Below are 24,986 nucleotides of genomic sequence, written 5' to 3'. Positions count from 1 at the left end.
GGAGGCGCGCAGCGCCGCAGACCCGGGACCCAGGGGACCGGGCGCGGCGACTGGGTTCGCCGCCCTTCGCTGAGGCAGGCGTCCTGCGGCGACCCCTGGGTCCCGGCTCTACGCTTCGCTTCGGCCGGGATGACGAGCTAAAGAGGAGCTCTCACATCCGCCAGCGCAACCCCACCCGCAGCTCTCGCCCCGTGTCGTGGCGGTAGGTCGGGATCAGCGTGCGGTCGCTGAACTGCCGCTGCGGCGCGCCGGCCAGGTTCGAGGCTTCGGCCGTCAGGGTCAGGCTCGGCGACAGCTCCAGCCGCGCTGCGGCGTCCAGCGTGGTCAGCGGATCCACCCCGTCCACGTCGCCGCCGTTGGGGGCGGGGATGGTGGCGATGTAGCGGCCGCGATGGCTGACGGCGACCCGCGCCTCAAGGCCCTGCCGCTGGTAGGCCAGCGCCAGGTTGGCCGCCAGTCGTGGCGCGCCCAGGGCGTCCTGCATGTCCACCCACGCCCCCGTCTGGTCGAGCAGCCGCACCACCGTGCGGGTGTATGCGCCCGCGCCCTGCACCGTCCAATGCTCGCCCAAGGCGGCGCGGAACGAGGCCTCGGCCCCGGTCAGGTGGCCTGGCCCGGTGTTGATCGGCCGTGAGAACTGCCAGATCGGCAAGGTCGGCGAGCAGTCCAGCGCCGCGCCGCAGGCCGCCGCCGCCACGCTGTCGGGCAAGCCGAACGGATTGGCGGCGAATGGCGCGGGGCGGGTCGTCGTCGACTGCACCGTCGTGGCGATGTTCTTCCGATAAACCGCCGCCGTGACTTGCAGGCCGGGCCTGGGCCGCCAGTTCACCGACAGGTCGAAGGCGTCGGCCCGCGTCGGACGCAGGTGCGGATTGCCCGACGAGGCCGACTTGGCCCCGGTGGTCGACAGCCCCACGCCCGGCCGCAGGCTGATCAGGTCGGGCCGCACCATGACCCGCGCCGCGCCGAACCGGACCACGACATCGGGAACGGCGCTCCAGGCCAGGTTCATCGACGGCAGGGCCGACCAGTAGGCGTTCGACGCCGTCGTCCAGCGCAGGCCGGCGTCGGGGGCGACATCCAGTCCGCCGGCTTCGATACCCGTGCGCACCGCCCGCACCCCGGCCTCGCCCCAGACCCGGCGGTTCGTGTCGCGCGGCACGGCCAGTTGCAGGTAGAGCGCGTCGGCTCGCTCGGTCACCGCGTAGTTCAGCGCCGCCACCGGGCCGGGGCCGGTCTCGTAGCAGGCCGCGTCGGGGCAGGCCGCCGCCAGAGCCCGCGCCACGTCGAAGGCCAGCCACTGGCCCGGCGCGCCGGCCACGCCGAAGTCGACGCCCTGGCCGACCAGCCGCGCGTAGTCGGCCACCGACAAGCCCGAAAGACCGCCGGGCAGCACGCTGTTGACGTTGCCGATCCCGCCGTCCGAGCGCATCCGCGCCGCCCCGACACTGCGATAGGTCTTGGCCAGCACGCCCACGCGCCAGTCGATCGGGCCGGTGCGGTCCTCCAGGTCCATCGCCAGCGACCGGTAGCTGTTGTCCACCCAGTTGGGATCCGACCGGAATTCGCTGGCGGTCCAGGCGCCGGGATTGGTCAGGGCCGCGTCGCCGAAGCTCAGGGCCGGCCGGTCGCCGTCGGAGAAGTCGTAGGAAAAGCCGTCGACGTCGAACTGCTCCAGATAGAGCGTCTGCTGCACCGGATTGCTGAAGTCCGAGCGGCTGAAGCCCAGCAGCACCCGACCCTCGACGCCCTCCCGAAACCGATGGCTGGCCGCCAGGGTGGTCTGGCGGAAGACGGTGCTCAACTCGTCGCGCCGGGCCTCGGAGCGCACGTCCACTCCGTCGAAGCGGCCGGCGATCAGCACCGGCTTGCGGCCGCCATACATGACGATGTCGCCGCTCGTCACCGTCACGGCGTTGAGCCCGCAGCGCGGATCGGCCGGGACGCCGCAGACGCCCGGCGTGCGGAAGGTGAAGCTCTCCAACAGGTTCTCGCGCCGGTTCGAGCGCAGTTCGGCGTAGATCACGTCCAGCGCCACGCGCGTCGCCTCGCTGGGCCGCCACTCCAGCGAGCCTGTCAGGCCCAGGCGCTGCTGGTCGATCTCGACCAGTTCCAGGCGCGGGATGCGGGCGTGCAGGGCGGCGTTGACGCTGGCCAGGTCCAGCGGGGCCAGGGCGGAGCCGAAGCCAGGCGCGACGGCGTTTCCGGTCTCCCACTGGCCGGCGCTGGCCCCGGCCTCCAGCGTCGAGCGGCCCGAATAGGCGGCCGAGACCAGCACGCCCAGCCTGCCGGCCGCGTCGTGTCCCGACAGCACCGCCGACACCCGGGGGCGGACGCGGTCCGATAGGGTCTGGTAGCCGGCCTCGGCCGCCAGCATCGCATGCCGGCGGGGCAGCTCCAGAGGCGAGCGGGTGCGCATGTCGACCGTCGCCCCCAGAGAGCCCTCGTCGAGGTCGGCCGAGGCGGTCTTCTGCAGGCGGACCTGCTTGAAGAGGTCGGCGGCGAACACGTTGTAGTCGAAGGCCCGGCCGCGATTGGTGCCGCCGATGGCGTTGCTGGCTCCGAAAGTCGCCAGGGTCTCCATGCCGTTGACGCGCACGCGGGTGAAGCGGCCGCCGACTCCGCGCACGGCGATCTGGCGAGCCTCGCCGGCCTCCGGCCCGGCCGCCACGCCGGGGATCTGCCGCAGGGCGTCGGCCAGGCCCAGGGCGCCTGCGCCCCGAAGTTGCTCCTCCAGCAGTACGTCCACCTGGCCCGGCGCGTCGCGGGCCGCGTCCTGCGTCGGCTCGGCCAGGGGCCGGGCCACCACGCTGATCGCCGAGACGGTGATCAGCTCTTCCATCTCGGCCACGGGAGCCGGCGGGCGGCTGAACGACGGCGCCGTGACCACCACCTCGCTGCGCCGCCTCAGCGACACGACCCCGCCCGTCGAGATCGTGAAGTCGAGGTCCGAACCCGCCAGCAGGGTCCGCATCGCCTGGTCCAGCGACATCGAGCCGGAAAGGCTGGGCGCGCGCCGTCCGGCCGTGAGGGCGGCAGGGGCGGCGATCGGTGCGCCGGTCTTGGCCGACACCGCCAGCAGCGCCGTCGCCAGCGGCTGGGCCGGCTGGTCGAAGGGGAACCGCCGGTCGGCTGGCGCTGAATGGGCCGACGAGGCTGTCAGCCAAGCCACCGCCAGCGCGCCGATCGCGGGCGCGATCCTCATTTTGCCGCGTCGATCGTACGGCTTCCGTCGGCCGCGACCCGCACGCCGACCGGCAGGATCTCCGGCAGGCTGGCGATGAAGCGGTCGGCCTGGTCGAACTGGAAGCTGGCGGTGATCCGCAAGCGCGCGGCGCGCGGCGTCGCCCGCACCTTTTGGCCTCGGGCGGCGAGGTCGGCGACCACGTCGCCCAACGGCGCGTCGGCATAGGCCAGGCGTCCGGTCCGCCAGGCCGCCGCCTCGGCGGGCGCGGCCAGCTTGCCGGTCTGGGCGCGGCCGCCGTCGATCTGCACGTAGTCGCCGGCGCTTAGCCGCGCGACCTGACGGCGCTCGCGGCCCTGGTAGACGGCCACTCGGCCTTCCTCGACCGCCACCCGCACCTGGCCGCCGGCCCCGGCCCGGGTGTCGAACCGGGTGCCCAGCACCTCGACCTCGGCGCCGCCGACCGCCACCTGGAAGCGCCGCCCGTCTGCCTTGCGCACCGCGAAGAAGGCCTCGCCGCGCTCCAGCACATAGCCGCGATCGTTCCAGCGTGAGGCCTGGGCCAGGCGCGCGCCCGGCGCCAGCACCGCGGTGCTGCCGTCCTTCAACGCCACCTGCCGAGCGGTGGTCCCGGCCTCGAACGGCGCGGGCGGCGGCGCCAGCACGACGGCGGCGGCCAGGCAGGCGGCCAGGCAGGCGGCCAGGAGCGCGCCGGCGGCCATCCAGCCGACCGGAGCGCGACGAGGGGAAGAGCGCCCAGTCGGTCGTTTCAGGGCCTCCACCTGGCCCAGCGCCAGCAGCAGCGCCTCGGCCTCCTCGTAGGCGCGGACATGCGAGGGATCGACGTCCAGCCAGGCGCGCAGCTGCGCCGACCGCTCCGGTGGGAACGGCTCGCCCAGCATCGCCAGGGCCCAGGCCCGGGCCTCCCGCCCGATCGGCGAGTCAGGATCGACGGCTGCGTTCACGGGACAGGCCTCTATAGTCGATGACGCCGCGCGCCAGGGCGCGCTGGCAGACGGCGGCGGCTTCGTCGATGGTCTTGCGCACCAGGGCTTCAGACACCCCCTCGCGCCGGCCGATCTCGGCGAAGCTCAGCCCCTCGATGCGATTGGCGGCCAGGTAGCGGCGATGGCGCTCGGGCAGGCCGGCCACCACCTTTTCCAGCAGTTTCAGGTCGTCGCGCGCGATCAGGGTCCGTTCGACGTCGGGCGCGGCGTCCGGCTCCAAGGCCGGGCCGGAGACGTCCAGCAGCCGCGCCGTCCGCTGGCGGCTGCGCCGGCCGTCCAGCGCAAGGTTGATGGCGACGCGGAACACGAAGGCGCGGGGGCTTTCCAGGGTCTTGTCCGACGGCCGCTCGCCCAGTTTCAGGAAGGCCTGCTGGGCCACGTCCTCGGGATCGGGCGGGCCGCCGCCGAAGCGCGCGCGCAGGAAGGCGCACAGGTCGCTCCAGTCCTGGGCGTAGGCGCGGCGATAGGCCGACCGGTCTTTCCACAGCTCGGCCCCCCACAGCTCGGATTTGTCGCGAGCCTCTGGCCGCTCCGCCCTCGACACGGGGCCTCCCCACTTCTCCGGTTCTGGCCGGTGGGCGGACGATGCTGGCGAATGTCCGCAGGATCAATGCGCGGCAAAAAATATGCACCCGGCGCGATTTTCTTGTGCGGATCGGCAAGGCGGAAACGTCGTTCGTGGTCAGGTGAAAACTTGCTGAAATTTCCCGCAATTATTTAAGTTACCGGTACCTTTTTCGCTTTTCGTCGTGATTGCGACATGCTTATTTCAATCATGACACCGGTGGCTATCCGGGCGAGACGGCCGACAAAGGCCGCGATTGGGAAGGGGAGGCGGCGCCATGAACAGCTCTGCACGCGACTCGCAAGCGTCGCCGGACGGCCGCGCCGAAGCTGAAGCCCGACCCGCCGAGGAGCCCGTCTTCGACATCGGGCGCGCGTTCCAGACAGATGTCGGCGACATGCTGACGCGCTCGCTGTGCCGCCAGATCCACCAGGCCCTGCTCGAGGGCAAGGCCGTGGAGCTGCCGGGCCTGGGCCGTTTCGAAATCCGCGACAAGCGCCGCTACGGTCTGGTCAATCCCTCCAGCGGCGCCCGCGCCGATCTCGGCGGTGAACGCGCCGTCGTCTGGCGTCCTGACCGTAAGCTGCTGCGCGACCTGAACTCTTCCCGAGGCGATGTTTGATGCGTGTTTCCGTTCCCGGCCGTCGCTTAGGCCTCGTCTCCATGCTCGCCCTGGCGCTGGCCACGGCGCCCGCCGCCGCGTTCGCCGCCGACGCCTTCCATGACGTGAGCCTTTCGCCCGAAGCCCGCGCCGCCGATGTCGTCTCGCGCATGACGCTGGAGGAGAAGGCCGGCCAGCTGAAGCACGCCGCGCCCGCCATCCCGCGCCTGGGCGTTCCCGCCTACAATTGGTGGAGCGAGGGGCTGCACGGCGTCGCCCGGGCCGGCGAGGCGACGGTCTTCCCGCAGGCCATCGGCATGGCCGCCACCTGGGACGTCCCCCTGATCCACGACGTGGCCGACACCATCGCCACCGAGTTCCGCGCCAAGTACCTGGAAAAGCGCGACCCCGACGGCGCGGTCGCCCAGTATCGCGGCCTGACCGTCTGGTCGCCCAACATCAACATCTTCCGCGATCCGCGTTGGGGTCGTGGCCAGGAGACCTGGGGCGAGGATCCGCACCTGACCGCCGCCTTCGGCACAGCCTTCGTCCAGGGCCTGCAAGGGCCAGACCTGGCCCACTACAAGACCGCCGCCACCGCCAAGCACTTCGCCGTGCACAGCGGTCCCGAGGCCGACCGCCACCACGACGACATCCATCCGTCCAAGCACGATCTGGCCGACACCTACCTGCCGGCCTTCGAGGCCCTGGTGAAGCAGGGCAAGGTCGAAGCCGTCATGTGCGCCTACAACGCCGTCGACGGCGTACCCGCCTGCGCCAGCGACTTCCTGTTGAAGGACACCCTGCGCGGCAAGTGGGGCTTCAAGGGCCACGTCGTCTCCGACTGCGCCGCCATCGCCGACGTCTTCCTGCCGACCTCGCACAGCTACGTGAAGACGCCGGCCCAGGCCGTGGCCGTCAGCGTCAAGGCCGGCACCGACCTGATCTGCGCCGAGTTCGGCGCCGACAAGAGCGCCGAGATCGGTCCGATCGTCGAGGCGGTGAAGACCGGGCTGATGAGCGAGGCCGACCTCGACCAGGCCGTCCGCCGCTTGTTCGTCGCCCGTATCAAGCTGGGGCTGTTCGACCCGCCCGGAACCGGTCCCTACGCCGCCATCACCCCGGCCGACAATGACACGCCGGCCAACCGCGCCCTGTCGCTGAAGACGGCCCAGGCCTCGATGGTGCTGCTGAAGAACGACGGCCTGCTGCCGCTGAAGGCGGCGCCCAAGCGCATCGCCATCATCGGCCCCAACGCCGACAGCCTCGACGCCCTGGTCGGCAACTACAATGGCACGCCCTCCAAGCCGGTGACCGTGCTGGCTGGCGTCCGCGCCCGCTATCCGGACGCCCAGGTCACCTATGTCGAAGGCACGGGCCTAGTCGGCGCGCCGATGGCGACGCTGCCGAGCGACGCCCTCTGCGCCGACGCCGCCTGTACGGCCAAGGGCGTCAAGGTCGAGACCTTCCTGGGCCTGGAGCTGGCCGGCCAGGCCAAGGCCGACACCGCCGCCAACGTCCAGGTCGCCTGGGGGCGTCCGCAGCGGGAAAAGCGCCAGACGTCAACGCGTTGGACCGGCTACCTCAAGCCGACCGAGACCGGCGTTCACCGTTTCACCCTGCGCGGCGAGGGCGGTTATCGGGTGATCGTCGATGGCAAGGTGGTGGTCGACGCCTGGAAGCGTCCGGCCGACGCCACGCCGGAAGGGGCCGTCGCCCTGACCGCCGGCCAGGTCCACGCCATCACCGTCGAGGCCTGGCAGGACGGCGACCGCGGCGACCAGCGCCTGACCTGGAGCCGCCCCAGCCAGGGCGCCGAAGCGGCGATCGCCGCCGCCAAGGACGCCGACCTCGTCCTCTTCGTCGGCGGCCTGACCGCCAAGCTGGAGGGGGAGGAGATGTCGGTCCGCGCCCCGGGCTTCGCCGGCGGCGACCGCACCCGCATCGACCTGCCGGCCCCGCAGGAGGCGCTGCTGGAAGGCCTGCACGCCACCGGCAAGCCGGTGGTGCTGGTGCTGATGAACGGCTCGGCCATGGCCGTGAATTGGGCTGACCAGAAGCTGCCGGCCATCGTCGAGGCCTGGTATCCGGGCGGCGAGGGCGGTCACGCCGTGGCCGGGCTGATCGCTGGCGATTTCAATCCGTCGGGCCGTCTGCCGCTGACCTTCTACCGCTCGGCCGACCAGTTGCCGCCGTTCAAGGACTACGGCATGGCCGGGCGCACCTACCGCTATTTCGGCGGCGAGGCGCTCTATCCGTTCGGCCATGGCCTGAGCTTCACGACCTTCAAGTACGGCCAGCCGAAACTGGCCAGGACCGTGAAGGCCGGCGAGGGCCTGAAGGTCTCGGTCGATGTGACCAACGCCGGCCGGCGAGACGGCGACGAGGTGGCCCAACTCTATGTCTCGCGCGGCAGCGCCGGCGCGCCGGTCCGGTCGCTGAAGGGCTTCCAGCGCGTGGCGCTGAAGGCCGGCGAGACGAAAACCCTGACCTTCGATCTCGATCCCTCGGCCCTCAGCGTCGTCGATGCCGCCGGCGTGCGCGCGGTCGAGGCCGGGGCGGTCGATCTCTGGATCGGCGGCGGCCAGCCCGTCTCGCGTCCGGGCCTCGCCAAGCCCGCCGGCGTCGCCGCCCGTCTCGACGTCGCCGGCCGCAAGGTGCTGCCGTGAAGCTCGATCGCCGATCCTTCCTCGCCGCCGGCGGCGCCGGCCTCGCCGCGACCGGCATGGCCGCGCCCGCGTCGGCCGCCGACCTTCTCGCCGTGCCCGACGAAGGTTGGAGCCTGTGGATCGACCAGGCCGCGCCGTGGAAGGACGACGCGCTGCACCTGCCCAGCGCCGTCGATCTGGCGGCCCTGCCGATCAATCCGCCGACCGGCGGCTGGAGCGCGCTGAAGGCGACCGACGCCATCACCGTTAGCCTGCCGACCACGGTGGAGGAGCACTTCTGGGGCAAGTTCGCCTCGCGGCCCTATGGCGCTGACGAATACCGCTACGCCGAGGACGACGACGTGCCCCGCTACGGCGCCTACAAGGGCGTGTCCTGGTGGTCGCGGGCGATCGACATTCCCGCTTCGGCCAAGGGCAAGCGCGTCTTGCTGAACCTGCGCGGCGCGCGGTTGCGGGCCGAGGTGTTCCTGAACGAGCGGCTGGTCGGCTATTCGATCATGTCGGAGCTGCCCTTCGCCTGCGACCTGACGGCGGCGATGCAGCCGGGCCAGGCCAACCGCCTCTCCATCCGCATCACCAATCCCGGCGGCCGGTTCGACTGGCGCGACAGCACCACCATGGCCTGGGGCAAGGTGAAGCTGTTCGCCTCGCACGGCTTCGGCGGTCTCGATCGCGGCCTGACGCTGAGCGTCCATCCCCTGACGGCCCGCATCGACGACGCCTGGGTGCTGAACACCCCGGAAGCGCGCACGGTCACGGCCTTCATGGACGTGGCGCTGGAAAAGCCCGTCGCCGATCCTGCGAAGCTGCGCGCCAAGGCCTCAGCGGCTCTGGTCGACGACCAGGGCGCGCCGGTCGCCGCCGACATCAAGCTCGAAACCCTGGAAGCGCTCGAAGGCGGCCGCCGGCTGCGCGCCCGCTTCACGGTGACCGCGTCCAAGGCCGATCTCTGGGATCTCGATACGCCGCGCCTGCACCGCCTGCGGCTGTCGTGGGCGGAGACCAAGCGGGACGTCGATACCCACGAGGTCCGCTTCGGCTTCCGCTGGTTCGGCGTCGAGGGCGTGGGGACCAACGCCCTGCTGCGGCTGAACGGCCGTCGCATCCGGCTCTATTCGGCGATCTCCTGGGGCTATTGGGGCTTCAACGGCCTGTGGCCGACCAAGGCGCTGGCCCGCCGCGAGGTGACCTCGGCCCGGACGCTCGGCCTCAACGCGCTGCACTTCCATCGCAACGTCGGCAAGCCCGAGGTCTTCCAGGCCATGGACGAGATGGGCCTGTTGCGGGTGATGGAGCCCGGCGGCGGCCGCCACGCCATCGGCCGCGACCTGAAGCCCGGCGAGAGCCTGAACCCCGCCGACGCCTTCAGCCGCCAGTTCATGGTCGAGAAGTGTCAGGCCATGGTGCGGGCCTTCCGCTCGCACCCGTCGTTGGCCCACTACACCCTGCAGAACGAGATCGGCGCGAACCTGGCCAATCCCGACGTGCAGTTCGTGCTCAAGGCCATGCACGACCTCGATCCCAGCCGGGCGGTCATCCTCAACGACGGCTTCGTCAAGCGCGGCGCGGCCCAGGCGATGTATCTGCCGTACAGCGACCGCTACTACCGCTCGGACGTGGAAGAGTGGGGCGGCTGGTGGGTCGAGCACCAGGGCGCCGGCGACCAGTGGTACGACCGCTTCTACGCGGGCAAGGACGACTACATCCACCGCCAGACCGGCAAGCCGTTCATCGTCGAGTTCGGCGAGATGCAGGGCTGCGCCGTCGCCGACAACCACGTGGCCATGGTCGCCGAGATCCTGGCCAGGGGCGGCAAGAGCTACGACCTCGAAGACCACAAGGCGATCGTCGGGGCGACCAGCGCCTTCCTCGACCGCTGGGGCTTCCGCAAGGCCTTTCCCACGACCGAGGCCCTGTTCCTGTCGGTCGGGACCAAGGCCTACGACGCCTGGCGCAACTACCTGGAGAACATCCGGTTGGGCGAAACGGTGGACGTCGCCGCCATCTCCGGCTGGGAAAGCACCGCGATCGAGAACCACTCGGGCATCGTCGACGCGCTGCGCGGCTTCAAGGCCGATCCAGCCCTGATGAGCCAAAGCCTGCGGCCGGTCCTGGCCGTCGCCAAGCCCCGCAAGTTGGCCTACGCCCCGGGCGAGGCGGCCGAGCTGGATCTCTGGCTGTTCAACGACACCGGCAAGCCCGTGACCGGCGACCTCGTGCTCAGCGTGATCGGTCCTAACGGCGTCGAACGGGCGGCGAGACGCTGGCCTGTCCCAGCCCACGAACCCGACCGCTTGTCCTGGCTTGTCGCCGAAAGCGTCCGAACCCCGGCCTTCGAGCGGGAAGGGCGACACGTTATCCGCCTGGTGCTGGCCGGTTCGGGCGAGGTGGTCTCTGATCGCGAGGTTTGGATCGCCGCACCGCACGGCGCGCCGCGCCGCAAGCTGAAGCTCGCCGTCTCCGGCGTCGCCAAGAGCCTGCGCGGCCAGCTGGAGAAGCAGCCCGGCGTCGTGGTCGAGGACTTCAAACCGGGCGTCCGCTACGACGGGATCGTCGCCCAGGGGCTGAAGGCCGACGAGATCGTCCGCCGCCAGGTCGGTGAGCAGACCGGCCTCGAGGCCCAGCCTAAGAAGGGCGAGAAGGTCGAGCTGGTGCTGGGCGAGCTGCCCGCCGACGTGCTGGCCGCCGTCGCCGCCGGAACGCCGCTGCTGGCCATGGTGCAGGAAGACGGCCTGGCCGAAGGCGTCGCCCGGCAGCTCTCCGGCCTTGGCCTCTTCACCTACGCCGGCCAGGTCGGCGGCTTGCGTGCGCCGTGGATGGGCAACTGGAACTACGTGCGGTCTCACCCGACCTTCGCCGGGATCCCCGCCGACCGCGCCATGAGCGTGCTGCACCAGGTCGAGGGCCAGCCTTCCAACGGCCTCTTGGTGGACGGGGAGGGTGTCGAGGTGATCGCCGCCTACAGCCGCGACCACGACCGCCGCAACGGCGCCGCCAGCCTGATCGCCCGCAAGGGGGCGATGCGCGCGCTGGTCCACCGGCTTCCCGACATGGCCCCGCCGCTCCAGGCCCGCTGGCTCAGCAACGCTCTGGACTGGCTGGCCGCCGATCCGATCACGAGCCCAGGAGGGTGAGCGACGATGTCTAGCGCCTAGAGCCTGACCTGACGGCCGGTCCGCCGGCCGTCCGAGACCACACCAAGAGATCAGCAACGGCCTTCCCGCCGCCGCGCCCCTGGCGCGGCGCACGGGAGCGCTTGCGCCAAATCCGACGCGTCCGAGGGCGCGATCCATAATGGGAGGGAAAAGGGAAATGACTAATCGGAACAAGCCCATGCCGCGTTCGCGGCTGCTGGCCGGAGCCTCGCTGGCGGTGCTGCTGAGCCCCGCGCTCGCCATGGCCCAGGCGGCCACGCCAGCTCCGGCCGGCGACCAGCCGATCACCGACAACGCCGTTAGCGAGGTCGTGGTCACCGGCTATCGCGCCGCCCTGCGCAGCGCCATCGACACCAAGAAGAACTCCGACGTCATGCTCGACGCCATCAACGCCGAGGACATCGCCGACTTCCCTGACGCCAACCTCGCCGAGTCCCTCCAGCGCCTGCCGGGCATCTCGATCGACCGCGACAACGGCGAGGGCCGCACGATCAGCGTGCGCGGCCTGTCGGGCGACTTCAGCCGTGTACGGATCAACAACATGGAGGCCCTGTCGACCGGGGCCGCCAACGACTCCGGCGCCAGTCCCAACCGCTCGCGCGCCTTCGACTTCAACGCCTTCGCCTCGGAGCTGTTCAGCTCGGTGCGGGTGCGCAAGTCCTCGTCCGCCGAGGCCGACGAAGGCTCGCTGGGCGCCACGGTCGACCTGATCACCGGCCGGCCCTTCGACTACAAGAAGAGCGCCTTCGCCCTGTCGGCCGAGGACAGCTATTACGAGAACGGCAAGAAGCACAGCCCGCGCATCACGGGCCTGGTGTCCAACCGCTGGTTCGACGGCCGCATGGGCCTGCTGCTCTCGGCCGCGTACGCCAAGCGCACCTCGGAAGACGACACCTACGCCCGGGGCGGCGGCTCGGCCGACTACACCTATCGCGGCTCGACCTGGACCGGCGACGAACTGCCCGGCCGCGCCGGTTTCGCAGCCCCCACCGGCACGGTGTTCACCGCCCTGATCCCGACCACTCTGACCGGGGCCGCGCTCGACGCCTACAAGGCCAATCCGGCCAACTACTACAACCCGATCGCCAATCCGGCCGCCTATGCGGAACTGACCGGCTCTGACCCCGCCGCCTACGCCAAGCTCTATCCCAACTGCGCCGCCGCGGCGGCCCAGTCGGTGGCGACCCTGACCCCGGTCTCGCCGGGCTGCAACGACAGCCTGATCCGCTTTCCCGCCTTGCCCTCGATCGCCCAGCGCGATGTCGAGACCGAGCGCCTGGGCCTGACCGGCTCGTTCCAGTTCGAGATCGGCCCGCGCACCAAGCTGTCGGTCGACGGCCTCTATTCGCGGTTCGAGAGCGTCAGCACCAACTACCAGCTCTCGCCGGTCGGGCTGAACCGCAACAACACCAACGCCAGCTACCAGTACGGGGCCAATACCCCCACCGCCACGGCCCGCGCCGGCAGCGCCATGACCGACGCCCAGCGCCGCGCCCTCTATCCCGGCGGCTGCACCTTCACGGCCGAGACCGACCTCAACCCCGGCCAGGACTGCGGCCAGCAGCTCTACGGTTCGACCCCGGTCAGCGGCTACGCCTACAGCTACAATCCGTACAACCTGGATCCCTACGAGTACTACACCAACCCGTCCTCGCCCGGTTACGCTGGCCCGGCCGCGTCCCTGCCGTTCCGCGGCGACCTGATCGGCCGCCCGTCGGTCAAGCTGCTCGACGCCGAGGTGGTGGGCCAGAACGCCGAATATCTGAAGCTCGGCAACGTCGACTGGCGCTCGGGCGCCGACCGCGGCGCCTACACCACCGACTTCCGCCAGGTCTCGGCCGAGCTGACCCACGAGTTCAGCGATAAACTCAAGGCCGTGGTCGCCTACGGCGCCTCGCGCTCGGAGAACAAGAACCAGGGCACCCTGGTCGAGTTCAACTACATGGACGCCCAGGAGGCCTTCATCTTCGACGAGCGGGGCGCCAAGGGCATGCCGCGCTTCGACGCCGGATTCGACGCCGCCGACCCGACCAAGTGGGGCATCGTCAAGGGCTTCTCAGGGATGCGCAACTACACGCGCAACACCCTGAACACCTACAACGGGATCAAGGGCGACGTGACCTACGAGGTCGACGAGCACTGGACCCTGAAGTTCGGCGTCACCGGCCGCAAGTACGAGTTCTCGACCGACCAGTACGAGCGCAACAACGACCTCTTGAACCCCACCGAAAAGGAAGCCGGCGTCAGCGTCGCCTCGCTCGGCCAGGTCATCGAGTTCGGCCAGGGCCTGGACGTGCCGACCGGCTCGACGACCCGTTTCTTCGCCCCCAGCCTGGAAGCCTTCGACAAGGTCTTCGGCTTCACCTGCAACTGCATCAACAAGTACGGCGACTTCCGCATCACCCGGAAGCGCAACCGCTCGGCCTCGTTCGAGGTGGCCGAGAAGAACCTCGCCTACTACGCCCAGTTCGGCTTCAACTACGAGGTCTGGGGCGGCCGCCGCCTGTTCGGCAATATCGGCGTGCGCCAGGCCGAGACCGAGGTGGAGTCGGCCGGCGAGACCACGGCCGGCCGCCGCATCACCGGCGAGAACAAGTACAGCGACACCCTGCCGTCCGGGAACCTGACCTGGGAGGCCTGGGACAACCTCTACATCCGCTTCGCCGCCGCCAAGGTCATGGCCCGCCCGCTGCTGGGCAACCTGTCGCCGGCCATCACCGGGGTCAGCATCCCGGGCGACGGCTCGGTCACGGGCGGCACGCTCACCGTCGGCAATCCCAAGCTCTCGCCGTTCCGCGGCAAGGCCTTCGACGTGGCCGCCGAGTGGTACTTCGCCAAGGGCGGCCTGATCAGCCTGGGCTACTTCCGCAAGGACATCGACTCCTACCCGCAGACCGTCTTCTACGAGGCCCCGCTGTCGGCCTTCCTCGACGCCGACGCCATCGCCCAGCTGCGGGCCCAGTTCCCTGGCGAGACCGGCGGCGACGTCTTCCGCCGCGCCTATATCGACGCCGACAACGTCATGCTGGCCCGCCAGGTCCGCGACGCGCCGGGCGGGGTGCTGCAGGGCTTCGAGTTCAGCTACCAGCAGGATTTCACCTTCCTGCCCTGGTACTTCAAGAACCTCGGCGTGCAGTTCAACGTCACCAAGCTCGACACCGAGCTGAAGTACATCCTCGACCCGGGCGCGGTGAACGCCACCACCGGCGCGGTGACCAAGGCCCCGGTCTACGGCACGGGCCCGTGGCTCGGCGCTTCGCCCAAGGGGGTCAACTTCACGGTCTATTACGAGACCAAGAAGTTCAACGCCCGCGTCTCGATGGCCCAGCGCGACGAGTACTACACCAAGTACCCGGTCGGGGCCGGCAACTGCGACCCGGGCCTGCAGGCCAACGGCTCGGCCTGCGACGGCCCGCTGATCAACGAGTTCGACGGGGCGAAATCGACGATGAACGTCGACTTCTCGATGCGCTACCAGCCGCTCAAGCAGGTCGCCATCACCTTCGAGGCGCTGAACATCACCGACGAGAAGTCCGAACGCTTCACCTTCACCGACCCGGTGATCCTCTCCTACGGCGGCAGCGGCCCCAACTACCGGATCGGCGTTCGCTACAAGTACTAGGGACCTTCATCACAGATCCCGCTCTTAAATTTCGTCATCCCGGGCGAAGGCGCGTAGCGCCGCAGACCCGGGACCCAGGGGCCGGCGCACTGCGGTCGCCCCTGGGTCCGGGCTCTCCGCTTCGCTGCGGCTGGGATGACGATGAGAGGAGCGGTTGGGTTGGAGATTTCCCATCCAAAGACTGGCCCGCCGCGCCCCTCCGCGCGGCGGCCGTCCCCTTCGGCTGTCCCCCCAGGGCTCGAAGGCGGCTTGGGCGGAGGACCCTTGCGGTCCTCCGCCGCTTCTTTTTAGTGCGAGCCAGAGGGCCGATGATGAAAGACCTCATGCCGATCGACCGGCGCGCCGTCCTGGCCGGAGCCGGACTGCTGCTGCCCGCCGCCGCCCAAGCCAAAGCTCCCGACCTTGCGTCCGCCGGCTGGGCCAGCGCGAAGGGCGGGGAGGGCGGCCGCGTCATCCGCGTCACCACCCTGGCCCCCGACGGTCCCGGCTCGTTCCGCGCCGCCGTCGAGGCGGCCGGACCGCGCAAGGTGGTGTTCGACGTCGCCGGGGTCATCGACCTTGGCCGCAAGAGCATCCGCATCCGCGAGCCCTTCCTCACCGTCGCCGGCGAGACCGCGCCGTCGCCGGGGATCACCTTCATCCGCGGCGGAATCCAGGTGGAGAGCCACGACGTCGTCCTGCGCCACCTGCGGGTCCGCGCCGGCCGTGACGGCGCGCCCGACCGCAGCGGCTGGGAGGTCGACGGAATCACTTGCTGGAAGGCCCATGACGTGGTCGTCGATCACTGCTCGATCGCCTGGGCCACCGACGAGAACCTCTCGGCTTCCGGCCCGCGCTTCGATGGCGGCGACACGGTGCAGGCCTGGCGGAACGGAACCTCCCGCCGCATCACCTTCAGCAACAACATCGTCGCCGAGGGCCTGTCCCACGCCAGCCACGTGAAGGGCGAGCACTCGAAGGGCACGCTGATCCACGACAATGCGACCGAGGTGCTGATCGTCGGCAACCTCTACGCCCACAATCTGGAGCGCAATCAGCTGTTCAAGGGCGCGGTCCACGCGGTGTCGGCCAACAACCTGGTCTACGACCCCGGCACGCGGGCCATGCACTATGCGCTGAACGCCCCCGAATGGGAGGGCCGCGCCTGGCAGGTCGGTCAGCTGGCCCTGGTCGGCAACATCGTGAAGGGCGGCGCGTCCACCCGGCCGGACCTGCCGTTCCTGATCGTCGAAGGCCAGGGCGACCTCGACCTCTACGCCCACGACAACCACGCGACCTACGCCGACGGCCGTCCGATGCCGGACCTGCGCGTGCTGCCGACGACGCCGCTGCCGAAGGTGCGACGTCTGGAGCGTGCGCCGCTGTGGCCCAAGGGCTTCAAGCCGCTGCCGGTCGCGAAGGTCGAGGCGGTAGTGCTGGCTACGGCCGGGGCTCGTCCGTGGGATCGCGACGCCGTCGACCAGCGAGTGCTGCGGCAGGTGAAGACCGGAACCGGCCGCGTCATCGACGACGAGAAGGAAGTCGGCGGCTACCCCCACTGATCCCTCTCCCCTTGCGGGAGAGGGTGGCCTCCCGGAGGGAGGTCGGGTGAGGGGTCTCTCAAAACTGAAAGCCGCGTGCAGCGGTCAGACCGAGTGAGGCGTCCGACGTCAGCGCGACCCCTCATCCGACGGCCTTCGGCCGCCACCTTCTCCCGCAAGGGGAGAAGGATCGCTCGGGCTTAGAAACGCGTTTGACCCCCGACCAGTAACCAAGGCGGGCGTCATGACCAGCTTCTCCTCCCTGCGCCGGGATCTCCTCACCCGGCCGATCTTCCAATGGGGGCAAGGCGTGATGCCGGCCCTGTCGCAGACCGAGCGCGACGCCATCGACGCCGGCGACACCTGGTGGGACGCGGCGCTGTTCACCGGCGATCCGGACTGGAACGAGCTGCTGGCCTTCCCCAGGCCCCAGCTGCGCCCCGACGAGCAGGCCTTCATGGACGGGCCGGTCGAGCAGCTGTGCGCCATGCTCGACGACTGGACCATGACCTGGAAGACCCGGGACCTGCCGCCGCAGGTCTGGACCTTCCTGAAGGAAAACAAGTTCTTCGGGATGATCATCCCAAAGGAATACGGCGGCCTCGGCTTCTCGGCCTACGGCCACGCCGAGATAGTCCGCCGCATCGCCACCCGCTCGGTGTCGGCGGCGGTGACGACCATGGTGCCCAACTCCCTGGGGCCGGGCGAACTGATCCTGCGCTTCGGCACCAAGGCCCAGCAGGACCACTGGCTGCCCCGCCTGGCCGACGGCCGCGAGGTGCCCGCCTTCGGCCTGACCAGCCCCGAGGCCGGTTCCGACGCCGGAGCAATGATTGACGAGGGCGTGGTTTGCCGCGGAACCTGGGAAGGCCGCGAGGTGCTGGGCGTCCGCCTGAACTGGCACAAGCGCTACATCACGCTCGGTCCCGTCTGCACGGTGCTGGGCCTGGCCTTCAAGCTGCGCGACCCTGACGGCTATCTGGGCGGCGAGGAAGATGTCGGCATCACCTGCGCCCTGGTGCCGACCACCACGCCCGGCGTCGAGATCGGCCGTCGCCACCTGCCGGCCTTCCAGACCTTCCAGAACGGTCCCAACTGGGGCAAGGACGTCTTCATCCCCATGGACCTGGTCATCGGCGGCGCCGAGCGGGCGGGGCAGGGGTGGAAGATGCTGATGACGGCCCTGGCGGCCGGGCGCGGCATCTCGCTGCCGGCCCTGTCGGGCGCGGCGGCCGCCTTCAGCGCCCTGACCACGGGCGCCTACGCCCGGGTGCGCAGCCAGTTCAACGTGCCGATCGGCAAGTTCGAGGGCGTGCAGGAGCGCCTGGCCCGCATCGCGGGGAACGCCTACCTCGTCGATGGCGCCCGCCGCCTGACCTGCGTCGGCCTGGATCTCGGCCACCATCCGTCGGTGATCTCGGCCCTGCTGAAATCGGGGGCGACCGAGCGCATGCGGGTCGTCGTCAACGACGCCATGGACGTCCACGGCGGCAAGGCGATCATCGAGGGGCCGCGCAACTACATGGGCGCCCAGTACCGCGCCGTGCCGGTCGGCATCACCGTCGAGGGCGCCAACATCCTGACCCGCAGCCTGATGGTCTTCGGCCAGGGCGCGATCCGCGCGCACCCGTTCATGCTGGAAGAGATCCTGGCGATCGGCGAGCAGGATCTGGACCGCTTCGACGAAGCCTTCTGGAAGCACGTCGCCCACAGCCTCCGCAACGGCCTGCGCACGGTGGCTCGTAGCTGGACGAACGGCGCGGTTTCGCCTGTTCCGAACGCCGGCCGGGCCACCCGCTTCTACCGCCAGATGGGCCGCTATTCGGCCAGCTTCGCCCTAGCCTCCGACATCGCCCTGCTGACCCTCGGCGGCGACCTCAAGCGCAAGGAGATGCTGTCGGCGCGGCTGGGCGATATCCTGTCGGAGCTCTATTTCCTGTCCGGCGCCCTGAAGCGCTGGGAGGACGAGGGTCGCCAGGACGCCGACTTCCCGCTGCTGCACTGGTGCGCCGACACCGCCTTCGCCACTATCGAGCAGCGCTTCGACGAGCTGTTCGCCAACCTGCCCAACCGCCTGGCCGGCTGGCTGCTGCGCGCCGCCATCTTGCCGTTCGGCGCCCGCCGTCGCGGTCCGTCGGACAACGTCACGCGGGCCTGCGCCGAACTGCTGATCCAGCCGTCCGAAACCCGCGACCGCCTGGTCGAGAACGTCTATGTCGGCGGCAAGGAAGAGGCGGTGGGCCAGCTGATCGACGCCTTCGAGCGGGTAGTGGCCACACAGCCGATCCACGATCGCCTGAAGGCCGCAAAGGTCCGCGACCGTCGTTTCGCCTGGGAGCAGGGCCTGATCACCGCCGATGAGGCCGCCGCCCTCGACGCCGCTGACAAGGCCGTGGCCGAGGTGATCGCCGTCGACGACTTCGCTCACGACGGGCTGGCCGCGCCGGCGCCTGTCCGCAGCGACGCCGCGCCGCGTCCGCCGTCCCCGATCGACCGCGGCGAGCCGCGCAGCTTCGAGGCGCCCCAACCCAACATCTGAGCCCAGCGCCTAAACCACTGTATGGGTGTCGCGGTCGAGGGCGGGGGGCTAAGGCTTCCCCGTCAGCGTCCAAGTTCCGGGCGTGCTTAGAGAAACGCCATGTCCCGCCGGCGCGCCATCGCCGTCATCGACGACGACGCCCTCGTCCGTTCCGGCCTGGCGCGGCTGATCCGCTCGTTCGGGCTGGAGGTCGGCGTGTTCGGCTCGGCGGCGAGCTTCCTGGCCTCCGGGCCGGAGACCTGGGCCGTGGTCGTCACCGACATCCACATGCCCGAGATCTCGGGTCTCGATTTGCTGCGCCGCCTGCGGGGCAGCCATCCTGACCTGCCGGTGGTGGTGGTCACGGCCTTTCCGGACATGCGCGACCAGGCCCTGGCGGCCGGCGCCCGGGACTTTCTCGAAAAACCCTGCGCGCCCGACCGGATCGAGGCCAGCTTGAAGGCATTGCTCGGCGAGGCCTGAGGCGGCGCTTGTCGGAAGAGGGGCGGGGGCCCCAGGATCACTTGGTGGAGGCGGGGATGGCCAAGGCGGAACGACAGGCGGACGAGGCGGCGCAGACCGTGCTGATCGTCGACGATAACGAGCTGTTCCGCGGCTCGATGGACAAGCTGTTCCGGTCGGTCGGCCTGCAGACGGCGCTCTACGCCTCGGCCCAGGCCCTGCTAGACGCCCCGATGCCCGACAGCGCCTGCTGCATCCTCGTCGACGTGCGTATGCCCAAGATGAGCGGCCTCGACCTCCAGGAGGCCCTGGCCGCCCGACGGGTGCGTGCGCCCGTCATCGTCATGACCGGCCATGCCGACGTGCCGATGACGGTGCGGGCCATGAAGGCCGGGGCGGTCGATTTTCTCGCCAAGCCCTTCCGCGACCAGGACGTCATCGACGCGGTCACCGCCGCTCTGGCCAAGGATGGAAAGCGCCGTGAACTGGCCCGCGACGTCGCCGAGGTGAAGGCTCGCTTCGATGGCCTGACCCCGCGCGAGCAGCAGGTCATGACCCTGGTCACCGCCGGCCTGCTCAACAAGCAGGTCGCCGGCGAACTGGGCCTCCAGGAGATCACCGTCAAGCTCCACCGCGGCAGCCTGATGAAGAAGATGCAGGCCGGCTCCTTCGCGGAGCTGGTGCGCATGGCCGAGGCGCTGGAGCGGGATCGGGCGGCGGGGTAGGGACCTCTAGCCCCTCGGTCTCCAGACCTTCCGCGGTCGGTTAGATCCCGTCCGTGAAACCCGTGATGACCCCGTCCACGAAGCCGATCCCCAACTCGCCCGCCAGGCGTGCGGCCACGATCGCGACAATCACCAGGGCCGTCATCTTGAGCGGCTTGGCTTCGAAGCGGGAAAGCAGGGCTCTCAGGAACACGACCGATCTCCTTCGTTTCAGGAACGAACGATAGAGAACCTCACGCCCGTTTTCCATCCTGAGTTGATAAGGGGCTCCGCTTGCGACCCGGAGCGGAAGTCATGTGCGGCGCGCCTTCTCTCTTAGAGAGAGGGAGGGGCCCATGCGAAGCATGGGAGGGTGAGTGGTTACACCTTCAGCCGGCGTGCCGGCACGTCGCCCGTAACAGCGCCAAGATCGTCGCCAAGATCGTCCACGGGCTTCGCCTACCCACTCACCCTCCCACGCCTACGGCGCGGGCCCCTCCCTCTCTCCATGAGAGAGGGAGGGGCCCGCTTCCCACCCTTTGTGGGCCCGGATAGCGTCCGCTCACCGGGACAATGTCGGTGGCGGAGGAGGGCCCTGGCTCCATAGGGGGCGTTACGGCAGAAGGCGCTGAGCGGCCGGCAGCCGGATCTCGATCCGCGCCCCGGCGTCGCTCGGCAGGATCGCGATCCGTCCATCATGGGCCGCGACGGCCGAGTGGCAGATGGCCAGGCCCAGCCCCATGCCGCCGGACTTGGTCGTGTAGAAGGCCTCGAAGGCCCGCTCCGCCGCTTCGGGCGAAAAGCCCGGACCGGTGTCGGCGATCTCGATCACCGCCTCGTCGCCGTCGCGGGCCGAGCGCACCGAGAGGCGTCGCTCCGCGCCGCCGGCCATGGCCTGCAAGGCGTTCAGCATCAGGTTGACCAGGGCCTGCTGCAGCACGACCCGGTCGCCGTGGACCACCGTCTCGCCGGCCTGAGCCTCAAGCACCAGTTCGACCCCGTGCTCGGCGACTTCGCGGGCCACGAACCGGGCGGACGCGGCCAGCAGGCCGTCCACGACCAGGGCCTCCCGTTCGGCCGGGGCGTGGGCGATCAGGCCGCGGATGCCACGCACCACCTCGGCGGCGTGGGCGGCGGCGGTGACCACGTCGGCGACGGCCTCCTTGGCCTCGTCGAGGTCGGGCTTGTCGCGGTCGAGCCAGCGTTGGGCGGCGCCGGCGGCGTTGGAGATCGCCGCCAGCGGCTGGTTGACCTCGTGGGCGATCGAGGCCGACAGCACGCCCAGGGTCGCCGCCCGCAGGGCGTGCTCCAGCTCGGCGCGGGCGCGGTCCAGCCGTTCCTGCATCCGCCGGCGTTCGGTCAGGTTGACGATTGAGGCCTGCACCCGGTCCAGCCCCCGGGCGTCGGCCGGGAAGTTCAGGGCCACGATCACCGGGATCAGCTCGCCGGTGCGGCTGCGCACCACGGTCTCGGTCTCGAAGCTGCGCCGGCCTTCGCCGAAGGCGACCAGGAACTGGGCGAAGGTCTGGTCTGTCTCGGGCAGCAGCTCGTCCAGCCGGTCGAAGAAGTCGGCCTTGTCGGTCACGCCCATCATGGTCAGGGCCGTGGCGTTGACGTCGGTGATGCGCACATTGGCCTTGATCTGGCGCACGAGCTCGGGATGGCGCGCCAGGTGGTCGGCCAGGTCGGTGACGCCCTGGGCGCGGATGACGTCGAGCGCGGCCTGCACTGGTCGGAAGTCATGCTCCCAGATCGACACCGCCAGGGTGTTGAAGATCGTCCGGTAGCGGGCCTCGCTGAGGCTCAGGGTCTGGCGGGCCTGTTGGTTGCGTCCGGTGAGGAAGGCCGCCACGCCCAGGGCCGCCAGGCTGACCAGCAGCCGCAGGGTGGGCGCGAGGTGCGGCGCACGGCCGTGGGCGACGGCGAAGCTGGTCGTGGCCAGGGCGGCGCAAGCCAGGGTCACTGCCCACAATCGCTGGCCTGGCAGGTCCTCGCCGACCAGCAGCAGGACCAGCACGTAGAGCACCGCCACCGCGCTCGACAGCGGCGTGAAGGTGTCGACCACGAAGACGGCGGCGGCGATCGCGGCGGCGCCGCCCAGCCGCAGGCGGCGTCCTAGCGGCGAACTGGTCGGCGTGGGGAAGGGCTGGGCGAGCATGGGAAACTTCATAGCCCGGCTTCCGCCTTCGCCGGGACCCCATACCAAGGTCTGGGGCGCGCCAACCAAGTCGGTACGCCCGGCCTACGTCCGTTCGGTGTCCTGGCGGCCCGTTGCGTCTCTAAGGTTGCGGTCATCAGAGGCGGCAGGAGGCCGGACCCATGTTGCGCACCATCGAGACCCAAACCGCCCCGTCCGCCTCCAGCCCGCCCCAGGCGATCTGGCTGCTGGAGCAGGCGCGGGCCGCCCTGGAGGACGACCTCGGCTCGGCGCGGGCGATGCTCGATCGCCTGGCCGCCGTTCTGATCAATTCCCGTGAGGAGCGCAGCTTCCGGCCCAACGCGCCGGCCCGGGCCAGCGGTCCCGCCCGCGGCGGACTCGCCGGCTGGCAGATCCGCGCGGTCGCCGCCCATGTCGAGGCCAATCTCGACGGCAGCCTGCATGTCGAGAGCCTGGCGACCCTGGTCGGGCTTAGCGCCAGCTACTTCTGCCGGGCCTTCAAGGTCAGCACCGGCGAGACCCCGCACGCCTGGATCATGCGCTGCCGGCTGGAGCACGCCCAGGGTCTGATGCTGGAGACCGCCGAGAGCCTGGCCCACATCGCCGCCGTCTGCGGCCTGGCTGACCAGGCCCATCTGACGCGGCTTTTCCGCCGCCACACCGGCCAGACGCCCCATGCCTGGCGGCGTGAGAACCGCCCGTGGAGCCGCGCCCTGGTCACGGGCTCGCTGAAGCGGGCCTGAGCCGAGGGGCGGAGCGTTCGGCGAGGATGGTTCGTGGCGCATGCGCCCTGCGTGGACACGCCGCCGCCGGACGTCTTGTCGAAACCCAGCATCGCGACGCCGCCCGCTCAAACCGTCCGAAAGAGCGCGGCCGTACAAGCCGGCGCCGCGCATCGCCAAGAGATCCTTCCCATCCGGCGTCAGGATGTCGCCGACGATCCTTCCAGGAGACTGAAGACCATGGACATCGAAACCGCCCGCTCGCGCCGCCTGGCCCCGCTGACCACGCCCACGGGCCTGGGCGAGGCCGCCGCCAAGGATATCTCGGCCGCCCTGACCGCGCTGCTGGCCGACGTCTTCGCCCTCTACCTCAAGACCAAGAACTTCCACTGGCACGTCTCGGGCCCGCACTTCCGCGACTACCACCTGATGTTCGACGAGCAGGGCGACGAGCTCTACGCCATGACCGACCCGATCGCCGAGCGGGTGCGCAAGCTGGGCGGCACGACCCTGCGCTCGATCGGCCACATCGCCCGCAGCCAGCGCGTGCTCGACAACGACGCCGACTATGTGGAGCCGCACGACATGCTGGCCGAGCTGCGCGACGACAACGGCGCCCTGGCCGCCGCCATGCGGGCCGCCCACTCGGCTTGCGACGAGCATGGCGACATCGCCACCGCCAGCCTGCTGGAGAACTGGATCGACGAGACCGAAAAGCGAGTCTGGTTCCTGTTCGAGTCCGGCCGTCGCGACCGCGCCTGAACCCTTTCTGACCGACATCATCGAGCGCTCTCCCGGTAGCCGGGGGAGCGCTTTTTCGTGTCTGGAATTCCCCGTGGGCCGGGCGTTTGAACGTTTCGATCGGGGCTTTGCCGTGTATTGCGGCGCGGGTCCTTCGTCGCCGGCTTCACGGCGCCTGGAGCCTAAACACCGGCATGGGGTGCAAGCGGCGAGGGGGCTCGGCCCCTAGCGTCCACCCGTCGTCGGCGAGCGCCGGCGACCGGGCGGCCCGCCGGGCGCGCCTCGAGTTCCCCAAAGCCCGCGGAGTACCCATGCCGACCATCACCACGCCCGACGGCGCCGAGATCTACTACAAGGACTGGGGCGCCGGCCCGGTCGTGTTCTTCAGCCACGGCTGGCCGCTCAGCGCCGACATGTGGGAATACCAGATGATGTTCCTGGCCTCGCGCGGCTTCCGCGTGATCGCCCACGATCGCCGGGGCTTCGGCCGCTCCAGCCAGCCGTGGGAAGGCTACGACTACGACACCTTCGCCGACGACATCGCCGCCGTGCTCGACCATCTCGACGTCAGGGACGTCACCCTGGTCGGCTTCTCGATGGGCGGCGGCGACGTGGCCCGCTACATCGGCAAGCACGGAACCGCCCGTGTGGCCAAGGCGGCCCTGATCAGCGCCGTCACCCCGATCTTCGGCAAGACCGACGACCACCCCGAGGGCGTCGACAAGTCGGTGTTCGACTGGATCCGCAACGGCGTCCTGACCGACCGGGCCGATTTCATCGACAAGTTCGGGGCGCTGTTCTACGGCACGAACCACCACCCGGAAGCCGCGTCGCCGGCCCTGTTGGCCCAGACCCTGCAGATCGCCATGCAGGGCTCGATCAAGGCCACCCACGACTGCGTCACGGCCTTCTCCGAGACCGATTTCCGTCCCGACGTCGCGAAGTTCACGGTGCCCACCCTGGTCGTGCACGGCGACGACGACCAGGTCGTGCCGCTGGCCGCCACCGGCCAGCTGGCCCACGCCCTGATCCCCGGCTCGACCCTGAAGGTCTATCCGGGCGCGCCCCACGCGCTGGTCGTCACCCACAAGGACCAGTTCAACCAGGACCTGCTGGCCTTCCTGCAGGCCTGAGGCCCCGGCGCCGTCCGCCCGCGCGGGCGGCGCCGTCACTCACCACGAGGCTTTGTCGTGACCGACATCCAGAAACTGGCCGTCAGCACGGCCGCCGCGGCCATGTTCGCCCTTGCGGCCTTCGTCGCGGTGATCCCCCATGGCCGTCCGGCCGGTTCCGCCGTTTCCGTTCAAGACTCCGTCCAGGGACGTCCCCCGAACTAGAGCCTCGCCGCCAGGAAGCCC

General features: G+C 70.3%; 17 protein-coding genes. 12 read left to right on the top strand and 5 right to left on the bottom strand.

The window, feature by feature from the left end; translation table 11 throughout:
* Positions 1-151: 151 nt before the first annotated feature.
* From AC07NS_RS13745 to AC07NS_RS13735, 3 genes are read right to left on the bottom strand one after another with little or no spacing between them, the layout of a single operon-like run.
* Positions 152-3,205: a TonB-dependent receptor gene (locus AC07NS_RS13745; protein ID WP_494604050.1), complete on the bottom strand. Its 3,054-nt coding sequence runs from the start codon at positions 3,203-3,205 to the stop codon at positions 152-154.
* Positions 3,202-4,149: a FecR family protein gene (locus AC07NS_RS13740; RefSeq protein WP_494604048.1), complete on the bottom strand. Its 948-nt coding sequence runs from the start codon at positions 4,147-4,149 to the stop codon at positions 3,202-3,204. Before AC07NS_RS13740 ends, AC07NS_RS13745 begins: the two co-directional genes overlap by 4 nt.
* Positions 4,127-4,735: an RNA polymerase sigma factor gene (locus tag AC07NS_RS13735; RefSeq protein WP_494604047.1), complete on the bottom strand. Its 609-nt coding sequence runs from the start codon at positions 4,733-4,735 to the stop codon at positions 4,127-4,129. Before AC07NS_RS13735 ends, AC07NS_RS13740 begins: the two co-directional genes overlap by 23 nt.
* A gap of 298 nt (positions 4,736-5,033) precedes the next feature.
* Here AC07NS_RS13735 and AC07NS_RS13730 point away from each other — a divergent pair, with 298 nt between their 5' ends.
* From AC07NS_RS13730 to AC07NS_RS13695, 8 genes are all read left to right on the top strand, one after another.
* Positions 5,034-5,378: an HU family DNA-binding protein gene (locus AC07NS_RS13730; RefSeq protein ID WP_494604045.1), complete on the top strand. Its 345-nt coding sequence runs from the start codon at positions 5,034-5,036 to the stop codon at positions 5,376-5,378.
* Positions 5,378-8,026, top strand: a complete 2,649-nt coding sequence (locus AC07NS_RS13725; protein WP_494604043.1) for a glycoside hydrolase family 3 protein — start codon at positions 5,378-5,380, stop codon at positions 8,024-8,026. Before AC07NS_RS13730 ends, AC07NS_RS13725 begins: the two co-directional genes overlap by 1 nt.
* Complete coding sequence (locus AC07NS_RS13720; protein WP_494604041.1) at positions 8,023-11,160, top strand: sugar-binding domain-containing protein; 3,138 nt, start codon at positions 8,023-8,025, stop codon at positions 11,158-11,160. Before AC07NS_RS13725 ends, AC07NS_RS13720 begins: the two co-directional genes overlap by 4 nt.
* A 199-nt stretch (positions 11,161-11,359) precedes the next feature.
* Positions 11,360-14,803 (top strand): TonB-dependent receptor domain-containing protein, encoded by a 3,444-nt coding sequence (locus tag AC07NS_RS13715; RefSeq protein WP_494604039.1) that lies wholly within the window; start codon positions 11,360-11,362, stop codon positions 14,801-14,803.
* Between the two features lie 308 nt (positions 14,804-15,111).
* A complete protein-coding gene (locus AC07NS_RS13710) occupies positions 15,112-16,344 on the top strand; it encodes a pectate lyase family protein (RefSeq protein ID WP_494604037.1) in 1,233 nt (410 codons plus the stop codon).
* A gap of 223 nt (positions 16,345-16,567) precedes the next feature.
* The gene (locus AC07NS_RS13705) at positions 16,568-18,862 is read left to right on the top strand and encodes an acyl-CoA dehydrogenase (RefSeq protein ID WP_494604036.1); all 2,295 of its coding nucleotides are present in this window, start codon (positions 16,568-16,570) and stop codon (positions 18,860-18,862) included.
* Positions 18,863-18,961: 99 nt separating this feature from the next.
* Complete coding sequence (locus AC07NS_RS13700; RefSeq protein ID WP_494604034.1) at positions 18,962-19,324, top strand: response regulator transcription factor; 363 nt, start codon at positions 18,962-18,964, stop codon at positions 19,322-19,324.
* A 56-nt stretch (positions 19,325-19,380) separates the two neighbouring features.
* Positions 19,381-20,028 carry a response regulator transcription factor gene (locus tag AC07NS_RS13695; RefSeq protein WP_494604032.1) on the top strand — a complete coding sequence of 216 codons (648 nt, stop codon included), beginning with the start codon at positions 19,381-19,383 and terminating at the stop codon, positions 20,026-20,028.
* Between the two features lie 40 nt (positions 20,029-20,068).
* Here the strand turns inward: AC07NS_RS13695 and AC07NS_RS13690 are convergent, their stop codons facing one another.
* Entirely contained in the window at positions 20,069-20,221 is a 153-nt protein-coding gene (locus AC07NS_RS13690; protein ID WP_494604030.1) for a hypothetical protein, read from the bottom strand.
* Positions 20,222-20,620: 399 nt separating this feature from the next.
* Positions 20,621-22,165, bottom strand: a complete 1,545-nt coding sequence (locus AC07NS_RS13685; protein WP_494604028.1) for a sensor histidine kinase — start codon at positions 22,163-22,165, stop codon at positions 20,621-20,623.
* A 161-nt stretch (positions 22,166-22,326) separates the two neighbouring features.
* Here AC07NS_RS13685 and AC07NS_RS13680 point away from each other — a divergent pair, with 161 nt between their 5' ends.
* The 4 genes from AC07NS_RS13680 (at position 22,327) to AC07NS_RS13665 (ending at position 24,965) form a co-directional block, all read left to right on the top strand.
* Positions 22,327-22,908, top strand: a complete 582-nt coding sequence (locus AC07NS_RS13680) for a helix-turn-helix transcriptional regulator (RefSeq protein WP_494604027.1) — start codon at positions 22,327-22,329, stop codon at positions 22,906-22,908.
* A 219-nt stretch (positions 22,909-23,127) separates the two neighbouring features.
* Positions 23,128-23,649 carry a Dps family protein gene (locus tag AC07NS_RS13675; protein ID WP_494604025.1) on the top strand — a complete coding sequence of 174 codons (522 nt, stop codon included), beginning with the start codon at positions 23,128-23,130 and terminating at the stop codon, positions 23,647-23,649.
* Positions 23,650-23,939: 290 nt separating this feature from the next.
* Positions 23,940-24,761, top strand: a complete 822-nt coding sequence (locus AC07NS_RS13670; protein ID WP_494604023.1) for an alpha/beta fold hydrolase — start codon at positions 23,940-23,942, stop codon at positions 24,759-24,761.
* Positions 24,762-24,818: 57 nt separating this feature from the next.
* A complete protein-coding gene (locus AC07NS_RS13665; protein WP_494604022.1) occupies positions 24,819-24,965 on the top strand; it encodes a hypothetical protein in 147 nt (48 codons plus the stop codon).
* The last annotated feature ends 21 nt before the right edge of the window (positions 24,966-24,986 follow it).

The sequence above is a fragment of the Caulobacter sp. GW821-FHT10A10 genome (genome assembly GCF_059415745.1).
The sequence above is the reverse complement of the archived record's forward strand: the minus strand, read 5'-3'. Positions and strand labels throughout refer to the sequence as shown.